The 21,867-nt window shown below is 34.2% G+C and carries 18 protein-coding genes; 9 read left to right on the forward strand and 9 right to left on the reverse strand.

What is annotated here, in order from left to right:
• The first annotated feature begins 604 nt into the window (after window positions 1-604).
• Entirely contained in the window at window positions 605-778 is a 174-nt protein-coding gene (locus OB_RS18245) for a hypothetical protein (protein ID WP_231846976.1), read from the forward strand.
• 282 nt (window positions 779-1,060) lie between these two features.
• Here the strand turns inward: OB_RS18245 and OB_RS00940 are convergent, their stop codons facing one another.
• The 4 genes from OB_RS00940 to OB_RS00955 form a co-directional block, all read right to left on the reverse strand.
• Entirely contained in the window at window positions 1,061-1,795 is a 735-nt protein-coding gene (locus OB_RS00940) for a M48 family metallopeptidase (RefSeq protein ID WP_011064557.1), read from the reverse strand.
• A 12-nt stretch (window positions 1,796-1,807) separates the two neighbouring features.
• Entirely contained in the window at window positions 1,808-2,302 is a 495-nt protein-coding gene (locus tag OB_RS00945; RefSeq protein ID WP_011064558.1) for a stage II sporulation protein M, read from the reverse strand.
• Window positions 2,303-2,306: 4 nt separating this feature from the next.
• Window positions 2,307-2,951 (reverse strand): hypothetical protein, encoded by a 645-nt coding sequence (locus tag OB_RS00950; RefSeq protein ID WP_011064559.1) that lies wholly within the window; start codon window positions 2,949-2,951, stop codon window positions 2,307-2,309.
• Window positions 2,952-3,052: 101 nt separating this feature from the next.
• Window positions 3,053-3,331, reverse strand: a complete 279-nt coding sequence (locus OB_RS00955) for a hypothetical protein (RefSeq protein WP_011064560.1) — start codon at window positions 3,329-3,331, stop codon at window positions 3,053-3,055.
• Between the two features lie 797 nt (window positions 3,332-4,128).
• On the opposite strand from OB_RS00955, the gene OB_RS00960 reads away from it, so the two are divergent.
• Genes OB_RS00960 through OB_RS00970 form a run of 3 tightly spaced genes read left to right on the forward strand, consistent with a single transcriptional unit; the run spans window position 4,129 to window position 7,111 of the window.
• Window positions 4,129-5,238, forward strand: coding sequence for an efflux RND transporter periplasmic adaptor subunit (locus OB_RS00960; protein WP_011064561.1), 1,110 nt, complete (start codon window positions 4,129-4,131; stop codon window positions 5,236-5,238).
• On the forward strand, window positions 5,235-5,921 hold the full coding sequence (locus OB_RS00965) for an ABC transporter ATP-binding protein (RefSeq protein WP_011064562.1): 687 nt from the start codon (window positions 5,235-5,237) through the stop codon (window positions 5,919-5,921). Before OB_RS00960 ends, OB_RS00965 begins: the two co-directional genes overlap by 4 nt.
• Window positions 5,918-7,111: an ABC transporter permease gene (locus tag OB_RS00970; RefSeq protein WP_011064563.1), complete on the forward strand. Its 1,194-nt coding sequence runs from the start codon at window positions 5,918-5,920 to the stop codon at window positions 7,109-7,111. The genes OB_RS00965 and OB_RS00970 overlap by 4 nt, the downstream gene beginning before the upstream one ends.
• 1,550 nt (window positions 7,112-8,661) lie before the next feature.
• Here the strand turns inward: OB_RS00970 and OB_RS00975 are convergent.
• Window positions 8,662-8,919 (reverse strand): hypothetical protein, encoded by a 258-nt coding sequence (locus OB_RS00975; RefSeq protein ID WP_011064564.1) that lies wholly within the window; start codon window positions 8,917-8,919, stop codon window positions 8,662-8,664.
• A gap of 2,895 nt (window positions 8,920-11,814) precedes the next feature.
• On the opposite strand from OB_RS00975, the gene OB_RS00985 reads away from it, so the two are divergent.
• The gene (locus OB_RS00985) at window positions 11,815-12,249 is read left to right on the forward strand and encodes a hypothetical protein (protein WP_011064565.1); all 435 of its coding nucleotides are present in this window, start codon (window positions 11,815-11,817) and stop codon (window positions 12,247-12,249) included.
• Between the two features lie 110 nt (window positions 12,250-12,359).
• On the opposite strand, the gene OB_RS00990 is transcribed toward OB_RS00985, so the two are convergent.
• The 3 genes from OB_RS00990 to OB_RS01000 form a co-directional block, all read right to left on the reverse strand.
• Entirely contained in the window at window positions 12,360-12,869 is a 510-nt protein-coding gene (locus tag OB_RS00990; RefSeq protein WP_011064566.1) for a YcxB family protein, read from the reverse strand.
• A gap of 29 nt (window positions 12,870-12,898) precedes the next feature.
• A complete protein-coding gene (locus OB_RS00995; protein ID WP_011064567.1) occupies window positions 12,899-13,408 on the reverse strand; it encodes a YcxB family protein in 510 nt (169 codons plus the stop codon).
• Window positions 13,409-13,502: 94 nt separating this feature from the next.
• Window positions 13,503-14,045, reverse strand: a complete 543-nt coding sequence (locus tag OB_RS01000) for a hypothetical protein (RefSeq protein WP_011064568.1) — start codon at window positions 14,043-14,045, stop codon at window positions 13,503-13,505.
• Window positions 14,046-14,339: 294 nt separating this feature from the next.
• Between OB_RS01000 and OB_RS01005 the strand changes: the two genes are divergently transcribed.
• Together OB_RS01005 and OB_RS17815 are read left to right on the forward strand one after the other, a co-directional pair.
• Window positions 14,340-14,528: a hypothetical protein gene (locus OB_RS01005; protein ID WP_011064569.1), complete on the forward strand. Its 189-nt coding sequence runs from the start codon at window positions 14,340-14,342 to the stop codon at window positions 14,526-14,528.
• Between the two features lie 130 nt (window positions 14,529-14,658).
• Window positions 14,659-16,644, forward strand: coding sequence for a DNA primase family protein (locus OB_RS17815; RefSeq protein WP_081427483.1), 1,986 nt, complete (start codon window positions 14,659-14,661; stop codon window positions 16,642-16,644).
• A gap of 886 nt (window positions 16,645-17,530) precedes the next feature.
• Here OB_RS17815 and OB_RS01015 read toward each other — a convergent pair.
• Window positions 17,531-18,370 (reverse strand): replication initiation protein, encoded by an 840-nt coding sequence (locus OB_RS01015; protein WP_011064572.1) that lies wholly within the window; start codon window positions 18,368-18,370, stop codon window positions 17,531-17,533.
• Between the two features lie 1,210 nt (window positions 18,371-19,580).
• Between OB_RS01015 and OB_RS01020 the strand changes: the two genes are divergently transcribed.
• Window positions 19,581-19,775 (forward strand): recombinase family protein, encoded by a 195-nt coding sequence (locus OB_RS01020; RefSeq protein WP_011064573.1) that lies wholly within the window; start codon window positions 19,581-19,583, stop codon window positions 19,773-19,775.
• Window positions 19,776-20,009: 234 nt separating this feature from the next.
• A complete protein-coding gene (locus tag OB_RS01025; RefSeq protein WP_011064574.1) occupies window positions 20,010-21,800 on the forward strand; it encodes a DNA cytosine methyltransferase in 1,791 nt (596 codons plus the stop codon).
• The last annotated feature ends 67 nt before the right edge of the window (window positions 21,801-21,867 follow it).

The raw sequence follows: 21,867 nt of genomic DNA on the forward strand, positions 1-21,867 counted from the left end.
AGACTATAAATAAATATATATAGGCATGAAGCATAAGCATATAAGAGTTTGTTCGAAAAAGCTAGGAACAAAGGAACATGTTCTGAATTCAGAGGATTTCGGTGAGTTATTTACCTGTCGAGGAGTAGACTACTCCCGCATGTTGTTTTGTATTATGTAAAGAGAGAGATTTTTTATCCTATGGATACGAAAACGTCTTTATATCCTTTTATTTGCATCCTGAAGCCTTGTCTCTATCAGACACTGTTTGAGATCTGTCGATAGAGTTTGGCTGATTTTCATAGCGTTATTCAGCGTGTGAAGATATGTGTTACTGATTAGCTCCTGGAACATGCGAGCAAGTGAATAGCTCACGGACTGTAGCTTGAATGCACGATGTAAATTGATAATATACTCGTACTTTTTCGCTTGAGAGTTTCACAAATACATGCATATGAACTCCTGTGGCATAGTTATTTATAGATTGAAATAATGTTTGATAACTTATAATAAAATTTAATTAATTATTACTATACCGATCTTCCATTAAAGAAGGTCTTATTAAAAATTAAGAATTAACTCAAGTGCTACGAGGAATTCAAAAAAGTTCGCACATAAAAATTTTGTGTTTTATCCACAAGCTGATACACCATTTTATGGTGCAGAAGGTCTTGTAGAATCAGAAAAGAAAAATGTTGATGCTTTTCCAGGATTCAAAATACCTATCAAAGCTATTTTGGCTGAAGGACATAAGTATACGGAAAGTAAAATGATATTCCGTATAATATTGGATTTTTAAGTAAAGGTGTAAAAAGTGTACTAAATAATGGGGTATTTTCTTCAATACAATTTCCCGCGATCGGGCACGCTTATAGACAAGGTACTGCGTGCAGTACTGTAGAATAGGGTACTTATCTGGAATAAAGATTTGCTCTTAACCTTAGAGAAAAGCTTGTAATGCATATGAACTGGTAATGTATTGTAAAGCACTTAATATTTATAATATATAAGCGTGGTTAAATATAAATTGGGGTGATCTAATTAGCTCACCCCAACATTTGACTTAAAACCTTTATTAATGTTATTTTGATGCTACTTTTTCTATCCTTTTATTAAGACTGGGGTGCGTTTCAAATATGTTATAGCTCTTTTCAGGAACGAGAGCGTGTTTTTTTAATATACTTAAAGTATTTTTAGCAACTTCACTATCAACTATAAAACTAGCATATTTATCTGCAGCAAACTCACGTCTTTGCGAAAATATAAAATGAAAAATAAAACATGAAATGTATACAATAAATGCAATTATTAGCACCCATAGTATAGAGATTCTAGATATTAAAAATGGTGATATTATTAACAGTAAAATTGGCACACCAGATATAGCAAAAGTAAAAGAAAGTATGTTTTTAATTAGGTGATTTTTTTTTATGTGAAAATACTCATGAGCTAATAAAAATTTTACTTGTGAGTTATCCAATAACTCGAGAATTGGTTTTCCGCAAATAATTATTTGCTGTTTATTTTTAAAAAGAGTTACCACATTATTCAACTGACGAGAAATAAAAACCTCTGTGTTTTGTTCTGAGACCATCTCATTTAGAATTAAAGTAAGATGTCCGTCTCGTTCAATTTTTAATTTTTTTATTCTAAAATATGAGACTATTGGAAACATTACACTGAATCCGGTTAATATAATACTAGCGTTGAAAAAATAGTGAATAATATTATCGTCTAGTGGTATATCAATAATACTCAATTTTAAAGTTGAAGTTAATAATAATAATAATACTGAAATAATTTGAAGAACTCGCATTGGTTGTCACCTCTAAATGAAATAAGGACTAACATAGGTTTCTAGTATTGCTGCTACTCCAACCATTAGAACTCCTATGACTAGTAATTTTATATTAAACTTCTTATATTCTAAGAATTCATCTCTTCCAAGAAAAGCTATATAAGCAGCTATAAAAAAACTTAAAATTTCTGGAACTCCATGGATAGATAGAGACAATAAAACGTGTTGAATGTTATTTAATGATAACCCTCCAAGAAAATAACCTAGCATTAATCCATTCGATGTTAAGCTAATAATTGTAGGAATTTTCAAGAGAAAAAAACCTGTTAACAAAATTAAAAAAACCTTTATATTATTAGTAAAAATATATTTTAATGTGTCAATTGAAACAAATGTATCTTTGAGAGGATTTGGTGTATATTCAAAGTTATTGTCATGTAAATTACTGACAAAGATTCCTACAATAAAAGAAGAAAAATAAACACCACAAACAATCCAAACAAATTTTAATTTTAATCTTTTCATATTATTACCTCATAAAAAGTGTAGAAAGAATATTTATTAAATACCAGGAAATTAAAAGGTAAATTGTGTTTTTTCTTTCTTTATTAAATAGTTTTGAGTATAAGTAGGACGCTGATAAGACACTAAAAAATTGAAAAGGGTCTACTTGTTGAGTAATAGAAGCTAAAATAGAGTTTTCCGGTTGGAAAATTCCATAAGCAGTAATATAACCATAAGGTTGAACACCAAAACTTAAACTTAAAATTAGGTTAACAATAGACCCTGATAAAATAGGTATGTATGAAATTACTGCTATAGAAAATAATTTCATTTTAACATAATTCTCATTGAAGACTTGAAATATTGAAACCACATATAAAAAAATAAAAAGCGAACAAATTATTCCTAACGGAGCCAATAGACCCAAAAAAAAGGAAGTTATGTAAAGTAAATTCTCCATTCCGCCTAAATTAGGTATAACTTCACTGGATAAATCACTATTTATACTGCTACTACTAAGAGTAATTAAACCACTAATTATACATACTTGAATTAATATTGCCAGGCTCTTAACTTTTTTTTCTACAATTAAATTTATTATTCTATTTATCCCATCATTAAAGTTTAATAAAAGTCCAGAATAATAAAACAAATTATATTTTTTCAGCATGTTCTCACTCTCCTTTTTTTATAATTGGTTCCAATATATATTCCCATTTATTAATAAGAGGGGGAGCTCAGCTGCTACTCCCCCACTTATTATTTATTTTATTAAACTCCTGCAGATCCTGCGACGGCAACTGCCGCAGCTAGAAACCATGGTACTGATACACCTAGTAATCCAATTAGATATTGTTGTGCACCATAAACTCCACCAATAGTAGTTAAAGAATTAGCAGCCCAAGTCGGAATATTGTAACCAGCATTTTCTAGTATCATTAGAATATCCCCTTGTGCGAATGGAGAACCTATAAATCCAATAATACCTAAAACTAATGCAGCCGCAACTACCCCATATAGACTTCCTTTATGAGTACGTATATTTTCCATGGTTATTTACACCCCCTCCTATTTACTTAGTTATGTACATGCACAAAAACTATATTACTAAATAATATGAATGTTTGCAAGTGTGTTTACAATATCGAACTTCCTAAGTCAATCCCTCTATAGTAAAATATGAGTATTCATTTATAGTATTCTATTAAAGCATGATCGAAAAAATTTTAAATTGAGGAACATTTCATACAATAAATTGTAGTTTGAGTTTCAATATATTTACAAATTCTTACTGTTCCCTCATAAAAAGGATATCTAAGCTTCAAAAAAATTTCTTCGTTAGGCTCAATTTTCTTTCCGCATTCACTACATTGTGGTTTTTTCCTTTTAAAAAACATATATCTCCCCCCTATCAATTCCATTTTTAACAATTTTAACAGAATGCAACTTCTATTTTTCAATTTATTATTATATAAGTCAAGGTTAATTAGTGTTAACATTTGTAAAAATTTGTATGGAAATTCTAGAAATGTATCGAATAATAGTGGAAAATAGGTTATAATTTTACATGGTATTATTTACCTAAAATAGGTGTTGGAACAAAAGAGCAATATTGCATGAAACAAAAAGTTTTAAACCTTTACCTGTGGGTATGATTGTAAGCTATAGTGAACAATTTGAACGGATGAAAAAAAGCCTGAAGGTACAGAATGCAATGGCTATTGACGATATATTTGTGATAGGAACATGAATACAATCGATAGATATGGAGTTATTTCTCTTAAAAGGATAACTACTGAGAAATTTGCATTGTTTAGTACTGTGGTAAATGGAATGGCGGGATGTAAATGAAAAAGAAGAAAGTTTTTGTAATAATCTTTATTGTTTTAATAGCAGGATTAATTATTGTTGGTAATATCTGGAATGCATCAGCTGATTCAAAAATAGAAGTAGAAGTGACCCAATTAGAAGAAGAAACTATCACAGAAACAGTTATGACCTCTGGTCAGCTAAAATTAGCAGAGCAGCAAACAATTTACTATACACCTGAAAATGGTGAAGTGGAAGAAATACTGGTTAATGAAGGAGATCAAGTGGAAAGTGGTACACCGCTAATTTTTTATGAAAATACACAGCTGGATTTGGAACAAGATCAAAATGAATTGCAGCTTCAGTCTGCGAATTTAAAGGTCAATGATTTGCGTAAACAGCATGAAGTTATAGATGACTTGCTGAGAGATGATGAAAAAAATGAACAGCTCCAGGCTGAACATGATAATATTAAGCTTCAGGAGCAGCAGGCATATATTGAGGTAGAACAGTTACAGCTACAAAAAGAGTCTTTGCAGGATCAAATCAATGATCTGGAAATAAAAAGTGAAATTGCGGGAAAGGTACTCGAAGTGAATGATCAGGTGGTAGTTGGTTCAAATCAAATGGAACAACAGCCAATTATCCGGATAGGCACATTGGACCAAATGATTATAGAAGGTTTTATCTCTGAATACGACTCATTAAAAATTGAAGAAGGAAATCCTGTAACGCTCTCTTCCGATACAGTTCCTAACCAAACATGGGAAGGTGAAGTCAGCTTTATCTCTGATTTGCCGAAAGAGATAGAAAGTAGTGGTACAAATGGAGGGGGGGGTGTACAATATCCGATTGAAATAACAGTTGCATCAGAGAATATAAATTTAAAGCCAGGATTTCAAATAATTGTTGAAATTACAACCGATGAACGGATCGCAAATACACTTCCAATCACTTCAATTAAACAGAATGGCCAAACCAATTACGTGCATGTAGTCAATAACGGGAAAGTAGAGAGTCGTGAAGTAGGAGTAAATACCGCTTCAAAAGAGTCGATTGAAATTACAGATGGAGTTACAAATGAAGATCTGGTTATTAAGGATCAAACTGATACAATTGAAGATGGTATGGATGTGAGCATCAAATGATCCAACTATCCTCCCTTGTAAAAAGTTATTCTATTTTAAATGAAACGATTGATGTTTTAAAAGACATTGATTTACATATAAAAGCTAGTGAATTTGTGGCAATAATGGGTCCTTCTGGATCAGGAAAATCAACCTTAATGAATATTATTGGTTGTCTAGATCATCCAACAAGTGGAACATATTTGCTAAATGGAGAGGAAATTTTTGAATACAAAGAAAATGATTTGGCGAAAGTAAGAAATCGTTCAATTGGATTTGTCTTCCAGCAGTTTCAATTACTGCCTAGGCTCAATGCTTGGAAAAATGTAGAGCTTCCGATGATTTATATGGGAAAATCAAAAAAGGAGAGAGAAGAGAAGGTGGCTGAGGCATTAAAAAAAGTAGGATTAGCCGAACGAATGAATCATTTTCCAAACGAATTATCAGGAGGGCAAAAACAGCGAGTAGCAATTGCGAGGGCTATCGTAAATCAACCAGATATCATTTTGGCAGATGAACCGACAGGAGCACTGGATACAAAAACAAGTGTTCAAGTGATGGATTTGTTTGCCGCACTAAATCAAGCAGGAACAACGATTGTTCTTGTCACTCATGAACCTGAAATTGCTGAATATGCAGACCGAATCGTGCTTGTAAGAGATGGGGAAATTGTACAGCAAGAAACGGAGGGTATAGAAGGATGAGTTTTTTTGAAAACATTAAAATGGCTCTATCCTCACTACGTGCTCATAAAATGCGTTCCATATTAACTATGGTAGGCATTATTATCGGTGTTGGGTCAGTTATTGCTGTTATCGCTATTGGACAGGCTGGAGAAGCAATACTTAAATCGCAAATTATCGGATCTGGAAATACTATTGATCTATATTATATGCCATCCGATGAAGAGTTACAGGCAGATCCAGACGCGCTAACTATGGATCCCTTCACAGAAGAGGATATTAGGGCTATTGCATCGATTCCAGAAGTGAAAAATGTTATCGCAACTAGTTCAGAATACGGCAATATCCGGTATCAAGAAGAAACAGTTGAGGCCTCCATAACAGGAATTAACCAGGCTTATTTGGAAGTGAATGGATTAAAATTGGGACAAGGGAGAAATCTTTTATCAGCTGATTTTCTAGCAGGAAAGCGTACAACAGTTATTAGCCCCTCTATCAAAGATGAATTATTTGATGGTGAGAATCCAATAGGTAGGGTGATTTATATACAATCGCAACCCGTGGAAATCGTTGGCATACTGGAAGAACCAAGTGGTCTATTATCTCTAGGTATGAATGAAATTTATCTACCATGGAATACATGGCGGACTGTATTTGCCTCCAATGATATAAGTCAAGTCACTTTACAAATTGAGAAAGCAGAAGATCTCCAAGATGTTGGCAGTCAGGCCGCTGATATGTTGAACCGTGAGCATAATAAAGAGGAAGCATATCAGGTTGCTAACATGGAGCAGATTGTACAGGGAATTGGACAAATCACGAGAATCATGACGATTATTATCGGAAGTATAGCAGGTGTCTCACTATTAGTTGGTGGGATTGGTGTTATGAATATTATGCTTGTTTCGGTAACCGAACGAACGCGTGAAATTGGAATTCGTATATCTATTGGAGCAACTCGCTATCAAATATTATTTCAATTTTTAGTCGAATCAGTCATCCTTACTCTCATTGGTGGAACAATTGGAATTCTGCTTGGAGGAGGGACTGCCTATCTTGTGTCTTATTTTGCAGGGTGGCCATCCTTAGTCTCGTGGCCGATTATTTTGGGTGGGCTGTTATTCTCGATGATTATTGGGATTGTTTTTGGTATTTTACCTGCAAATAAAGCATCTCGTCTGAATCCGATTGAATCACTAAGATATGAATAATATCTTAATAACTTGAACTAACATTTGGAACCGGAATGAAGAAATGTAGGGTATATTCCAGAGTTAGCTGTTTGAGATGGCCCATTCCTATCAGGGTGTATTTATAAATTTAAGTTTAATGGAGAGGGGAGGTTTAATTACTTTTGGCAGATTAATTTATTTCTTCGTTTATACCTGAGGATTTTTATCTAGACATAAATTTTATTGTTTTTTTTATGAAATTGATAAAAGCAAATTAATATGGTCTGTCTTCAAAAAATAGAGGTGGAAACAAAGAAGTTTTACTAGATTCTATGTCCATTAGATTGGTTTATAGAGAATGGATATAAAAGTATTGCTTTTAACTTTAAAAAGTCAATGTGTTCTTTAGTTTTTTAACTGACTTTATAATTTTTAGTTGTTCATAAAGACGGAAAATAAAAGTTACCTGTTCTATTAGTACAAAGTCGGTAAAAGACAGCTTGTTTTATGTTTGTTGGTTATTAGCTTATTCGGGAGAATTGATTATAAGTATTCTTTATAAGAGACCGCAAGATTTCGATGTGATATATAATAGAGTTTCTCCAATAGAGTGCGATTGTACGGATAGATTCTGCTTGATTATATAACGTTTCTACACGTGCTCGTTCAAATTTGGTAAGTTGATTGTAGCTCATAATAGCCCACCGTTAATTGTTGGTAACTTACATTTAACACGAAGCTGTTATGGGTTGTTTTATTTTATCCATATCTTTAGGTGGTGCACTTAATATTACAATTTGTCTTGTTAAAAATTAGTGCGAGACATATTACGATAAAATCATCTATATAATGAAATTTATGCCGAATTATTTGAAGTTCTGTCACTTACTTGTGAGGAATATGATTATATAGAATAATCGAGACAATAAAATAATAATTTACGTTTAAAATAACAAGTGTACTCAACTGACATCCAACTTGGTTCTAATTGGTTCAAGTAATATTGATTTCAAACTTTTTTCATCCACTTTTATCGGAATTTTTCAAAACGCTGATATAAATGGATTCCAATGGATTGAACATATTTACAAATTACCTGAATAGTTCTCAAAACGTTAATAAACCTAATATACCAAGGTTTTGACCTCTTTGCTCTTATGGAGCAGAGAGGGTTTTTAATATTCTAATTTGGAATTGAAGCCCTTTGAATACCTCGAGCTAAAAAGTCATGTACTTTTGGAAAATCTCCGCATCTTGGATCAGTGCGTCTTCTGCAATGTTTTCACTAGCGAAGCTCTTGAATTCGACACTCTTGAATCCTTTTATCTTCCGGGTTGGCGCCCTTTTCGTACCGTATAGAATTTTGATTTTGCCATAATTACTGCTCCTTTGCTTTGCGTTTTTAATCACATTGAGTATGTCTATATCATTTTCGATCTAATCAGCGGGCGTGTCACTTTGACAATAAGGCCATTCCTCCTGTAAATACGCTTTTTATCTTATATCTTAACCGTTTATCGGTTGTGCAAGGCGCAACCTCGGGGGAATAGCAAAACCCCGCACCGTATTATGGTGCGGGATTCTATTCCTTAATATCTTGTTTTATAATGAGTATCTAAATAAGCTATAAAGCGTTTACGTTCATTGAACTTTTTTTCATTTTGGTCTCCGTTCTCAATCTCTTTAGCTAATGTCATAGCATCCCAAAATGGTCCATCTCCTTCATAACCTTCTAGAATTTTGTCACCTATTTTACCGTAGGGTACCGGGTTATGTGTTTCTAATTCATGGGCTATGTTGAGCATTCTTTGTTGGAGTTCAACGCGCTGTTCAAATCTGAATTGCAACCACTTCTTTGTTTAGGTTATAGAACAACTTTGTATATATTTCTATGTCACTTGGTTTATGTCACTTGGTCTTAGTTTTTCTGACAATTCCGCTACATTTTCCCAAGATTCACCAAAGAGGTCACGCTCCACATTCTACGACTCTTCTTCAATAGATTCCGGTTTGGATTCTGTCACCCTTGCCCTCAACTTGACTCTTTTTTTCAGGTTGCAGGATTATTTAGTAACAATTTCGGATAGGAATGGCATGACAACACCCCCGACAAACAGAACGATGGCGAGGCAAAGGGTGGCTCCAGATATTGGAAGAATCCATTTTTGCTTCTTGTATTGGAACCAAGAATTAATTGCCCACATGAGTAGAAAAATAGTAAAACAGAGTGCGAACATTTCACCAATGTGGTCTTGGGCTGGACTTATATTTGCTACAGAGGAAAACATGAAAATACCGATAAATTCCAATAGGATTAAATTGACAACATGCACGACGATACGTATTTTTCATAAATTACCACCTTGGTAATTTATAATGTGTTATTAACAATAAACGTTAAATGAGCTTCATAGACAACATGAAATATATTTTGCAGCAATACATCGATTGAAACCTAGCTTCATTAAGTCTGAGTGAATAACTACTACATCTTTACATCTTCATTATTATTAAATTAATTTCTATTGTTTTATCGGACATAGTGACACTGTATCACTTTTATTTTTAGACTGGGTTTTGCTCTTGATTTGACACCGAGAATGGTTCTTCTGTCCGGTATTTCTGACCGGCGTGCATACAGATGGATTTATCACGTATGTACGAAAAAGGTGCAAGCGTTTTGCGGGAATACGTGGTGGGCGAAGCCCATTGTTTTTACCGGAATAGAGCAACGACCGCGATTGGTCGTTGCGTCATGTAGGGTTGCTTTTTATTAAATAGAAAGTGACGAACAGGAGCTTTCGAATGAGCACCCTGAAACGAAGTGGAAGGGCAAGGAGAGCGAAGCTCGACGCAGTGAGGGGGACGGTCAGCTATGCTGACTGACAAATGAGCGTAGCGAGGCTTGTCATACGTCCCCCTTATGCTCTTTCCCCTACCACGTACCGAATCACGCACCGTATATTGAACCACCCCGACAAACCCTCGGTGCGACTGGCGGTACGACACTCCGGGGCGGATACCACCACAAATATGCCGCATATTCCGCCCCGCATAAAGCCCGCCGTTGTAGGATTCCGAAAATATGCCCGCCATCACATCAAGAAATATGCGTATGACGGCATATTCGGGGATAAGCGGGCGTCTACCGGCACGATTTCAGCATCGATTGCGTGAGCGGAAGGGCGAATTTCGTGCAGAGATGCGGTGCGGGATTTCGCCGAGAAGTGCAGCTCTAAATAGATAAAAAAGAAGCGGTGTTGCCAAAAAATCAGGTAGGGGAAGCTGTCCAAAAATAAGATCTTAAAGAAAAGAGAAGCGGACCGAACGGGGAGCGGATCGTCCGGAGAAAAGGTCTTTCAGGAGAGTCACACCTTGTCAAACAGCGTGCCCTGATGGAAATAAGGCGAGGCGCTTGTATGTCAAAAATTATATAGTTGTACGCACAAAGTGCGAGTAGAAAAAGTCAGGAAAAAGCACCGAGCGGAGGAAGGCTCCGCGCTGTTTGTAAGAGGTGTCGTTCAGGGATTTCCGAGGGGGAAGGAGGGAGCGGTTATACGAGCGGTAGCGAGCGAATCAAGAAAGACCACCGACCGACGCGGGACCCGCTCGAAAATCCCTTGCTGCCCTTGATTCAACAGCTTTTTGCGTGACTTCTTTGCGGGAAGCCCGGAGCGGTTATACGAGCGATAGCGAGAGAAGGCAAGAGAGACCACCGACGGGCGCGGGACCCGCATAGAAGGCGCGCGTTGCTCTTGAAACGTTGCCAGAAAAGGGTTTTTGTAGTCTGGTACTACCAAAAAGAAGGATCTGCTGGTCAAAAAAAAGAGACAGTGCACACTTTCATAGCGTGAATCACGGTATGCACACCCGGTGCGATATGCGGTGCAACATCTCATGCACACAAAATATTTATGATATACCTATCATATAAGAAACATATTCCATGACATATGCTGTGCATATGAGATACGCACCGCATGTGATGCAGTATAAACTTAACTGTATTTCGCACGATATATCACATAGGATACATATGCTATGCGACACTCCATGAACATATACCTGTCATTTATACCATTTGGTATACCATGCGATATGAGATACGCATATGATGTACAATACCGTGCATGCGCACATTTGATAAGCAGACCGTGTTACATGGCGTGTTTATGTTGTGCTGTAAGCCATGAATATAAGATGCGCAATGGTGTCGTTACGGGATGCGATCCGGGGTTGGGGAAAATAGATCTGCTAACGAAAAAACGAACTTAAAGATACAGCTACTGGTTAGGATGCTAAGCAGGAGTAACATCAAGAATAGTTTTTACTTCTCCTGGTCTTGGATATGATTGACTGTTTTTTTGCTATTCCGTAAACTATAGACAAAATCTAATAATTACATTAGAGAGGGGTGGTTCTTAATTATGGGCGTCATTCAAAAGGAGACATCATACCTTTTTTATTTCACAGTCGTGTTTTTATCTTTTATAACAGGTAGAAAAGTAGAACGCATCGAGGCGAAGCGAAACAATCTGAAAGAGGAAGTCAAGCTATTGAAAGGCAAACATAAATTATAGAACCCAAATCGTAGTTCAACATCATTTCTTCCATGTAGAAATGGTGGATTTTTTATCTGTCGCGGTTTACTTTTTCTCGTTGAATTTCTCTTTATATATTAGACAGCTCACATGCTTTGAATGTACTACGCTGTCTAATAAATAGAAGAGAGGGAGATATGTATGACTAACCAAAAAGAAAGTGATTTGCGCGTAATCACGCTTGAACAAGGAACGGCTACCTATCAAGAGATTGTCAACAAAGCCACTGATTCGGATATGGTTATTGATCTAATTAAAATTAGAACCGATGAGGGCTTCGTGGTTGATACGAAGGACGCTGAAGTTAAAGTGGCAGAAAACAAGGGAACAGGAACACGCGCTTTGGAGAAAGTTGCCTTTCTAACATATTTAGGAGACGACAAAGTGGGAGAAGTCGGCTTCGTCAATGGTCTAGAAGGGAATAAGCAAACGATTGTTTATTCTCAAGTTGTAGAAAACGATGAAATTAGTATCTATTATTTTGAAGATGGCCAGCTACAACACCATACTTTCACACAAGCAGAACAGGACGAATTTCGACGATGGTTACAGAGGCTGAGTGTAACGAAGCCATAAGAGTAGTGTGTTCAGCAGGATGACGATTTGAGATTTCAGGTTGTTTATCACGATCAATCGTAAATTAAAAATATACTAAGATTAGTAGGCAAGGTCATTGACGGATGGCCTTACCCACTATTTTTCTTTCTATTAATTAATGCCTGTAATTCTTTTGTTTCTTTTTCATTCATATTCTCAGGTTCCTTCTTTATTGTGACTGCTTTCAAATCAGTTATATATAGATAATAACGGTCATTATCTTCTTTAATTTGATTAAATTCACTCCAATTAAATCTCTCCGTTGAATTTTTAGATTCCTTTACCAATTCATCATCAGATAGAACTAAAGAAAAATCCCCTGTTAAATGTTGATGATGTCTAAGTACATCTTTTCTAAAACGATTTATCATTCCATGCCTATAAATTATCGATAGTAAGGGGGAAAATATTATAGAAACAGTTATTCCAAACCATATTGAATCCCCTGGTGTATGAGTAATGAATAAATAAAGATAAATTAATAAAAAATATATTATTGTATATATTGTTTTAGTTTTTATATGATATTTAGTTTTTGATATTGCGTTTTTTTGCTGAGCAATCAAATCTTTTTCTGTTAAATTATATTTCGCTATCAACTTTTTGCCTCCTAGTAAAACTAATTCATTTATATTTGATTAATTTTGTTTTCTATGTATGTCTGGTACTCATTTACTTCTTTATGATTCATGTTGTCTGGTTCCTTCTTTATTGTTATTGCACGTAAGTCTGTAATATACAAGAAATATAGATCATCATCATCTTCAAATTTTTGAATATCCTTCCATTTAATTATTTCTGTTAGATTTGTAGATTCTTTTTTAAATTCATCTTCAGATAGGATTAAAGTAAAATTCCCCATTTTATTTTTATGATGTTTAAAAATATCTTTTTTGAACCGTTTTAATATAGCCCTCTCATAAGAGTTCCATAAAAATGGAGCGACAATTAAACATAGCACCATCCCAAGTATTAGATCATTTTTTGAGAAACCATAAATAAATAAAATGAACACTACAAATACAAAAAAAACAACTAATTGCATTATTCTAGATTTCTTATGGAATTTAGTATTCTTTATAGCATTTTTTTGCTGAGCAATTAAGTCTTTATCTGTTATATCGAATTTTGCGATCATATGTAAAAAAACCCCTTATTATTGTTTCTATTAAACTAAATAACAGTTGACGATACGGTGATCCACTTGGTTTTGCAACAAGTACTACTTTCTATTATTTTTTTCTGTATGGTAATTTATTTTTTAATAACTGATTAACGTCTTCATACTGTTCGTCAGCTTTGACAGGATAAACAAAATCAATACTATCTGCGTAAATTAAAAAACAATTATCCTCTTTGCTGTAATAATCAACATTTCCCCAGTTACTTGCCATATTTTTTTCTTTCTTTTGGTCATTAGGATGTACTTTAACATGAATGTCATTTTCAGATAGTGTTGTGCGGTAGTCACCCAGCAAACCGGTATTATCTTTCGTCAAACGCTTGTATGTATTTTTCAAAGCATCTTTTCTATGTTCTTTAAGAGCTAGAACAGGAGTGGTTATGAAGCAAATAAGCACTAATAACAAATACACATAAATACCATCCCCTATAATGAGAGAGATTGGATAAGATACAATAAGTGATATTAATAACACGCTTAGAACAGTCCATTTTTTTGCCTTTTTAGCTTTTGAGCTATTTTCGTAATAATTATTAGCCAAACTTTGAATATCCTCTTCATTTATATTGTAACTTAACTCAATTTTTGTCATAGTTAGCCTCCCTTTACAACTTAAAAATCTGATTTTATCACACTAATCAAATAATTTGATTCAACATGTTTCATTTTAACATAAAATTATTGGATACAATTATCCTTATTACCTTTTTGATGAATGAAGTAATGTGAAAATGTCTATCACTTTGTTCATAGTTCAAAAGATTTGTCAAGAAAATTTATTAAACATTCTTATCTCCATGTGCACAAATGTTCTTGGTGAACTATTGATAGCAGGTAATCTCATAGTTTATCCTTGTATTAACAAAGAAAAAGGAGGTTTGGGGATATGTCGAAGGGGAGAGTTTTTTCAGGGGTTCGTATAAAGGAAGAAAATGCAGTTAAAATCGATGAATTAATAGGACATTTTCAAGGACAGATATCACTTGGAAGTGTACACAAACAGGATGTTGTAGATTTGGCAATTGAAAAACTTCATGAGGAAATCTTTAGGCAGCGTTATCAACTTCAAGTGTAAATAGATGGTGGCCATTCTAATCAGGGAAGACATAACAAAAACCATGCGAAACCCCGCGATGGTTTTGTAGATCAGTGAGAAAGCACTGAATCTAATCAATTCTTTTATAGATGCAAAAAAATAGCCCTCGATGCGACATTGGCAACAGGAGCTAGATACAGATTTAAAGTTACTGACCGGTCCAGGGTCAGAACTACTTGGTTTCGAGTTGTACAAGACACATCACCAAACAAAAAATGAGAGAGGTGTATGCCATATGGTCGACACAACCATGGTATCTACTACTAATATTAACATTAATTCCGAAAAAAAACAAAGAGTTATATACGATGAAGGAATCAAATTCATATCGAATGGCGATGAATATAATGATGAAACGATGAGTGATAATGATGCCGGTGGTAATGGTGGAAGTATCGCCGATGGGGATGCAGTAGGAAGTAGCGATGATGACAGCCATACGAACCGTCGTGTGCAAGTACCCGATGATGTTTACGTTCCTGAGTACCTTTCGCGGTTTTTGAACGATCTAAAACTTCCAGAGCAAATTAATAAAAGTTTTCTATTAGATGTTGGAGAAGAAGCACTTAAATCCAAAATACAATTCGTAGAAGAATTCAACATGACCATTAAATCAGGAAAAAAGCGAATTCCTGACAAGCTGGACTTTGATGACGTGGCCATCATAATGATGTCTATATTTACATTCCGAAACATTCAAACGACGGAACGAGAGGAGGATACGCTGCTAGCTCTGCACGATATTAGCAAAGCATCGACTAAGATGGGGATATATAATAAGAGCAGGGGGTATCTTTACGAGGTAATGGAACGTCTGGCGCCAAAATTTGATCAGCGCGAAATGGACAAAGTGATCCACAAGATCGAAAGGTCAGTACCGAGAGTCGAGCAGACGAAGGAACGTCATTTGTTTGCGGTAAACAATGGGATCTACGATCAGAAAACGAGACAACTAATGCCGTTTAACCCTAAGTATGTGTATCTCACAAAAATTCCGGTGGAGTACAAAGCGCATCCAATTAACCCTGTGAAGACATCACCGGACGGGTATCAGTGGGACGTAGAGTCATGGCTACGCGAAATCATGGACAATGACGCGGGTTCAACAACTTTAATGTGGCAGGTCATTGCAGACTGCTTACAACCTAACTATTCGCGGCATAAATCAATATGGTTCTATTCTGAAAAGGGAAACAACGGGAAAGGGACTGTCGGTCAATTGATAAAAAACTTATTAGGTAAAGGTAATTACGCGTCACTCTCTGTTGCAGACTTTAATCATGAGTTCTTGAAGTCGAGCCTTGTAAATGTTGCGGCGAACATTGCAGATGAAAACGACGTAGATATTTATATTGATAGTGTGAAAGATTACAAGGCGTCAGTTACGGGCGATGACATCAATATTAATATAAAGTATGGACAGCCATTACGTATCCAATTTAACGGGTCGAATATTCAGATGATGAACGGTTTGCCGAAAACAAAAGATAAATCCGAGTCGTTTTATCGCCGCATTATTCTCGTGCCTTTCTTGAAGTCTTTTACAAACAATGGGGAAAGAACATACATCAAAGATGACTATATCAACCAACAGGAAGTATTGGAATACGTACTGCACAAGGCATTGAACATGGATTTCGATGAGTTCATCGTACCGGCACGTTCTGCAGAGTTACTGGATTGTTACCGCGAAAAGAACAATTCTGTGATGGAGTTTTGGAACGAATTAAAAGAAGAATTCGTTTGGGATTTATTACCAACTGATTTCTTGTATGCTATCTATGAGAAATGGTCAGAGATGAACAACCCTAGTGGAAAACTAATGGGGAAACGTACATTTAAAGATACACTATCGACTGTTATCAGTGAACAAGGCGACTCATGGATTAATAAATCTAACAGTAAGGACGCCGCAACAGTATCAAATGGTAACATGGACGATGACGAACCGTTAATCACAACGTTTGGGTTAGATGGGCCAAACAAAAATGGAAAAACGAATCCGTGGTATGCCAGTCATTACAATGGTGCGAATACTCAGAAGAAGCGAGATTTCAAACGTAAACCAAGGTATAGAGGATATATTCGGGCGTGATTCACAGAAGATAGGGGGCTTAAGCTCCCTTGCAAGACAATATAAACAAGTACAAATTTCGTTCGATTTTCTGTACAATCTTGTACAAATACGTACAGTTTTGTACAGATAGGTAGCAATAATTTGTACGAGGACACAGAAAAAGGAGAACGATGTACAGAAACGAACCACAGTGTACAGCAAATGTACAGCTGAAAATCAAATTTTGTACACATTAAAACACTATCCCATCAGTGCTTTATATATGAAATGTACAGATGTACACTTATTTATATAAAACTAAATAAATAAAAAGAATAGTATATAATCATATATATATAAAGTTTTGGTTTATAACTTTACATCTGTACATTCGACTAGGTGTATTTAATTACTTCTGTGTTTTAATAGGTGTGTTTTTGGTGTGAACATGTCTTGGCCGAGAGTATAAACAATACAAAGTAGATTATTACGCTGAAAAGTGTAATAACTCACTTTAATTCCCTTCGCATGAAGAACTTGCTCTTATTGTAGGTGAGGTGTTTAAGTAATCAATGCCTATTAATGATAAAAAGAAACCGATACGGGTTTCATCCGTTATCACCAGATTTTGTTCCCTTCGGAATCAACTTCTTCGTGCTGATTTTCTTCTATGATTCCTGCCATTAATTATTTTAATGTTGGATATTTTGAATTTTGGTCAGTTGTGGACATAAGATTCACTCCTCATTATTGTTCTTTTATTATTTTATGCACAATGTCACTGCTACAATCGAAATAGCGATACGCATTACCTTCTTTGTCAAATGTTACTGCATTCCTATTAAAATTAGCGCAAATCACGTCTCTGATGATTCTTCGTTCTAGCATAATAATTCCTTCCTAAGATTATTATAACACCTTCACGTTACTTATCAGTCTCGTCCTTTAAAGATATCCGAAGTGTAATGTCGATTGTCTTATTTGTCATTTTCTCTTCCTGATTCTCTTTTTTATTAGCCTGTTTTTCCGAGAACGTCTTTAGCTCATCTTCTTTTACATTTCCTGCCGTGTTTAAATCATCATTTATTTTAATATCAAAATATATTTCGTCCACTCTTCTAACCATTTTTATTTCTTCAAACGTAAAGGTAAGAACGTTAATATTATCAAGTTCTTTTTTTACGCTTTGTAGTATTCTTGATTTAAAATGACCGTATTCTTTATATTTACCTTTGACCCCTAAGAGTTCTTTTAGTTTTTCTAATTTGATTTTTCTATGACCAATCATGGCATACTGTTGCAGCAGCTCAAATAATCGAATTGTATATGGACTTTGCATGTGACCGATTGTGGCAAATGCATATTTCGTATATTTCTCCTGTTCCGAAAGGTAGATTAAGTAAGACTTGATTAAATCATTAAACGTAATATGCACCATGCCGTTTTTATAAATGATTTCTTTAAACCATGGGAACCCCCAATCGTGCTCCCTTGGCTTTATTCGAATTTGTTTTCGTTTTAGCTCCCCGACTATTTTTTTAACTTTACCATGATAGCTGTTGCCGGATAAACCGGCAGCATTAATAAACTCAAGAACTGTAAATGATACATTCGGGAATTGATCTGGTGATTTATTAATCTTTGCTACGGCATATCGAATAATTTTGTGTTCCGTTGCCGTTAGGCCTTCTTCATAAATTGCTTCTATTAAATCATTTGATTGGCAGACTTGTACTTTATTATCTCTTTTTTTCTTTTCGGCCATATAATCCTTCCAATTCTTACAGTATTAGTATTGTCTTTATTATTTCAGATTAAAAATAGTGCATTAATAGTTGTTATCAAGTGTCATGGTTTGGATGCTCTTCGTGGGAAAAGACCGCTAATATATATAATGGTTCAATGTTTTTTTTATATTCAAACGAATAAGCTTGCTTTGTTTCTTGCATTTCAAGGTGAAAAGGAACATACAAATGCTTATAATTCAAGGGTTCACAGAGTTATGTTCCTTAGTTCCTACTTTTTTTAATAAAAGATTATAAATAATTAATATAAATGCGTGTCACGCATATAAAGTTTTCTAAAATAAAACAGCAACAGAGGAACATATTTTGAATTCAATATATTTTGGTGCAGTTTTTGGGTGACGTGTTGATAGAATTATCTGTTTTATCTATAGATTACTTCGGCAAATGTCGAGAATCTAAACTTTATATAAAGTCCTTGTTTAACTAAAAAACTAGAATGAATTTGATGATGAGTAATATTTAATTCACTGTTGTCGCCTTGTTTATATTACTACTTCAATAGTAGTGCTTTTATGTTCCTGCTTTGTTCCTTTTTCGCTTAAAATGTTCCTTTTTTGGTCGAGATGTTCCTTTTTTAGAGCTATTTTTGCATGTATGCAAGTAATTTTTGTGATTTTGACATCATTAAGGATACAAGAACAAAAGATCTATTTTGCATAGATGCAAGTAAATTTCGGTATTTTGTTCCTTTTTACCCCCAAATGTTCCTCAGATGTCCCTGTTTATTTTTAGCAAAAAGGAACAAGTAAATCGCTTAATACCAATGGGCCACGCGTTTATGTTCCTTAGTTCCTACTTATTCTAATGAAAGACTATAATAAAAAATATATAATAGACGCATGTCACGCATATAAAGTTTTCTTGAAAAAACCAGGAACAGAGGAACATATATTGAATTCAATATACTTTGGTGTGAGTTTTTAGGTGGCGTGTTGATAGAATTATTTGTTTTTCTCTATATTGTACTTCTCGGCAAATATAGTGAGTCTAAACTTTTATATAAAGTCTTTGTTTAACTAAAAAAACTATAATGAAATTTGGTAATGAGTAATATTTAATTCACTTTTGTCCAATAAGAGTACACTCTGTCCAAACAGATGGAAATGTAGTACTATCAATGCATATAAGTGTTAAAACAGACTTGTTCAAATAATTGGATGTGAGAATGTGATTTTTGGATATGCGAGAGTCAGTACAAAAGACCAAAATTTAAATCGCCAAATAAAAGAGTTAGAGAATTTCGGATGTGATCGCATTTATCGAGAAAAGCAATCTGGTAAAAACTTTGATTGTCCTGTTTATAAAGAAATGCGTTCCAAATTACGATTTGGAGATGTATGGGTTGTATATGATTTAAGTTGATCATACCTGTTGTACATATGGTAATGGTGATATCTATAACTAAAGAGGACACGACATTTAGAATTGTTTAGAGATCTGAGTGGAAATAAGAAACTCAGGTCTCTTTTTCAGGTGATTTAAACTTATTTATAAATTACTATCTATTGTTGTTGATTTTATTTTAAATAAACGTTATGCTGCTTAATAAGGTGATTAATAACTTATGAGTGTTTGAATTGAAAGGTGAAAATAGTAATGGATTCAGTAATTAATAATCGAAAGCCAAAGTATAAATTAATTGATTTGTTTGCAGGTGCTGGAGGGCTTAGTAACGGTTTTATTCAGACAGGTAAGTTTGAAGTACTGGGAGCTGTCGAAATTAATAAGTCTGCAGCTAAAACATATGTGGAAAATCATAATAAAAATGAAGATTTAATAATTAAGAGTGGAAATAGTGGGATGAGCGATGTTTCAAAGATAGATTTTGCTAACTTTATCTTAGAAAAAAAAACCTCAGGAGATGAAATAGTAGTCATTGGGGGACCGCCGTGTCAAGGTTTTTCAAATGCTAACAGACAAAAGAATTATCTGATATCAGGAAATAACCAATTGGTAAAACAATATGTTAGAGCAATTGATGAAATAAAACCCACTGCATTTTTATTGGAAAATGTAAGAAGCATGAAATCGGATGTTCATAAGTTTTTCGTTACAGAACATATAGAAGATACTATATATTCTTATAGTTCATTAAAGCATTTAAAACAAATCACTAAAAATAGTAAAGAGGGATTAAATAGACTTATTAAGGATGATACTATAACTTTGGTTGAAACCAAGTATAGTTTCCTAAAGGATATATTTGAAGGAATATATCACCAAGAGGAATTGGATCCTATAATAGAAAATAAAATATATATTTCTCGATTAAGAAGCATTGAAAGAAAAACAAATAAATTACAGTCAATAAAGTTGTTAACTACCAAAGAAAAGAATGAGACGACGCAATTAATAGAGTACTTAGAGAATAAAGTTGAGAAAGATCCCTTAATCAAACAATTAAAGATTGATGTAATCATTTCTTCAGCCATTACAATATTAAAATTGGTTGTCAAACAAGAAGTTGATAAAGAAAATATAATAAATACGATAGGGCCGTTAATGGATTTAAATACATTTCTTCTCCACTATAAAGAACTTATTGAAGAAAAAATAATTTTTTTAAAACCGCTAGATATAAAACAAATGAAGGAAAAAGTATCAGTCATTGCAAAAGTTAAGTCGTATAATATTGTGGAGTATTTAAAAACTGTTTTTACTTTCTATGATTATAAAATAGATGATAATGTCTTAGATGCGTCATTCTTTGGTGTTCCGCAGCGTCGAAAAAGATTCATGGTTTTAGGAGTAAGAAAAGATAAAGTGAAGGTTAATAAGGTTAAATTACCTACACAATTGAATTGCATAATGACACCATATACAGTTTTTGATGCAATAAGTGATCTAGAAAAAATTTCTCCACAGAAGGAACTAAAGAATTATATACCAAGTTCATATATAAAAGGCAAAAAGTTATCACCATTACAGTCATATTTTCGGAAATATAATAATAGGATATACAATCATATCAGCACTAATAGTAGAGATTTAAGTCTTAAAAGGTTTGAGGCCATCAAAAAAGATGGAGGTAAGAACTTTCATAGTTTATCTGATGATTTAAAAACAACATATACAAATTCTGAAAGAACTCAGAATACTATTTATCTGAGACTAAATTACCATGAACCTTCACCAACTGTAGTAAACGTTAGAAAATCAATGTGGAATCACCCAAAAAATGCTGTTGCATTAAGTATTAGAGAAGCAGCAAGACTCCAATCATTTCGTGATGGTTATATTTTTTATGGAACGAAAGATCAACAGTATCAGCAAGTTGGGAATGCAGTTCCTCCACTTTTAGCTAGAGGGGTATCAGAACAATTATTGAATATTATTGGGGAGAAGGCACTAATAACAATAGAAGAAGAATTTAGTGAAAAACAATAGTTGAAAACTATTGTTTTTTGTTTTGCACTAATTCACAAGAAATGTAATAATTTGTTATAATTTAGCT

Origin of the sequence: Oceanobacillus iheyensis HTE831, from assembly GCF_000011245.1 — a bacterium.
In the GTDB taxonomy this organism is placed as follows: Bacteria; Bacillota; Bacilli; order Bacillales; family Amphibacillaceae; genus Oceanobacillus; species Oceanobacillus iheyensis.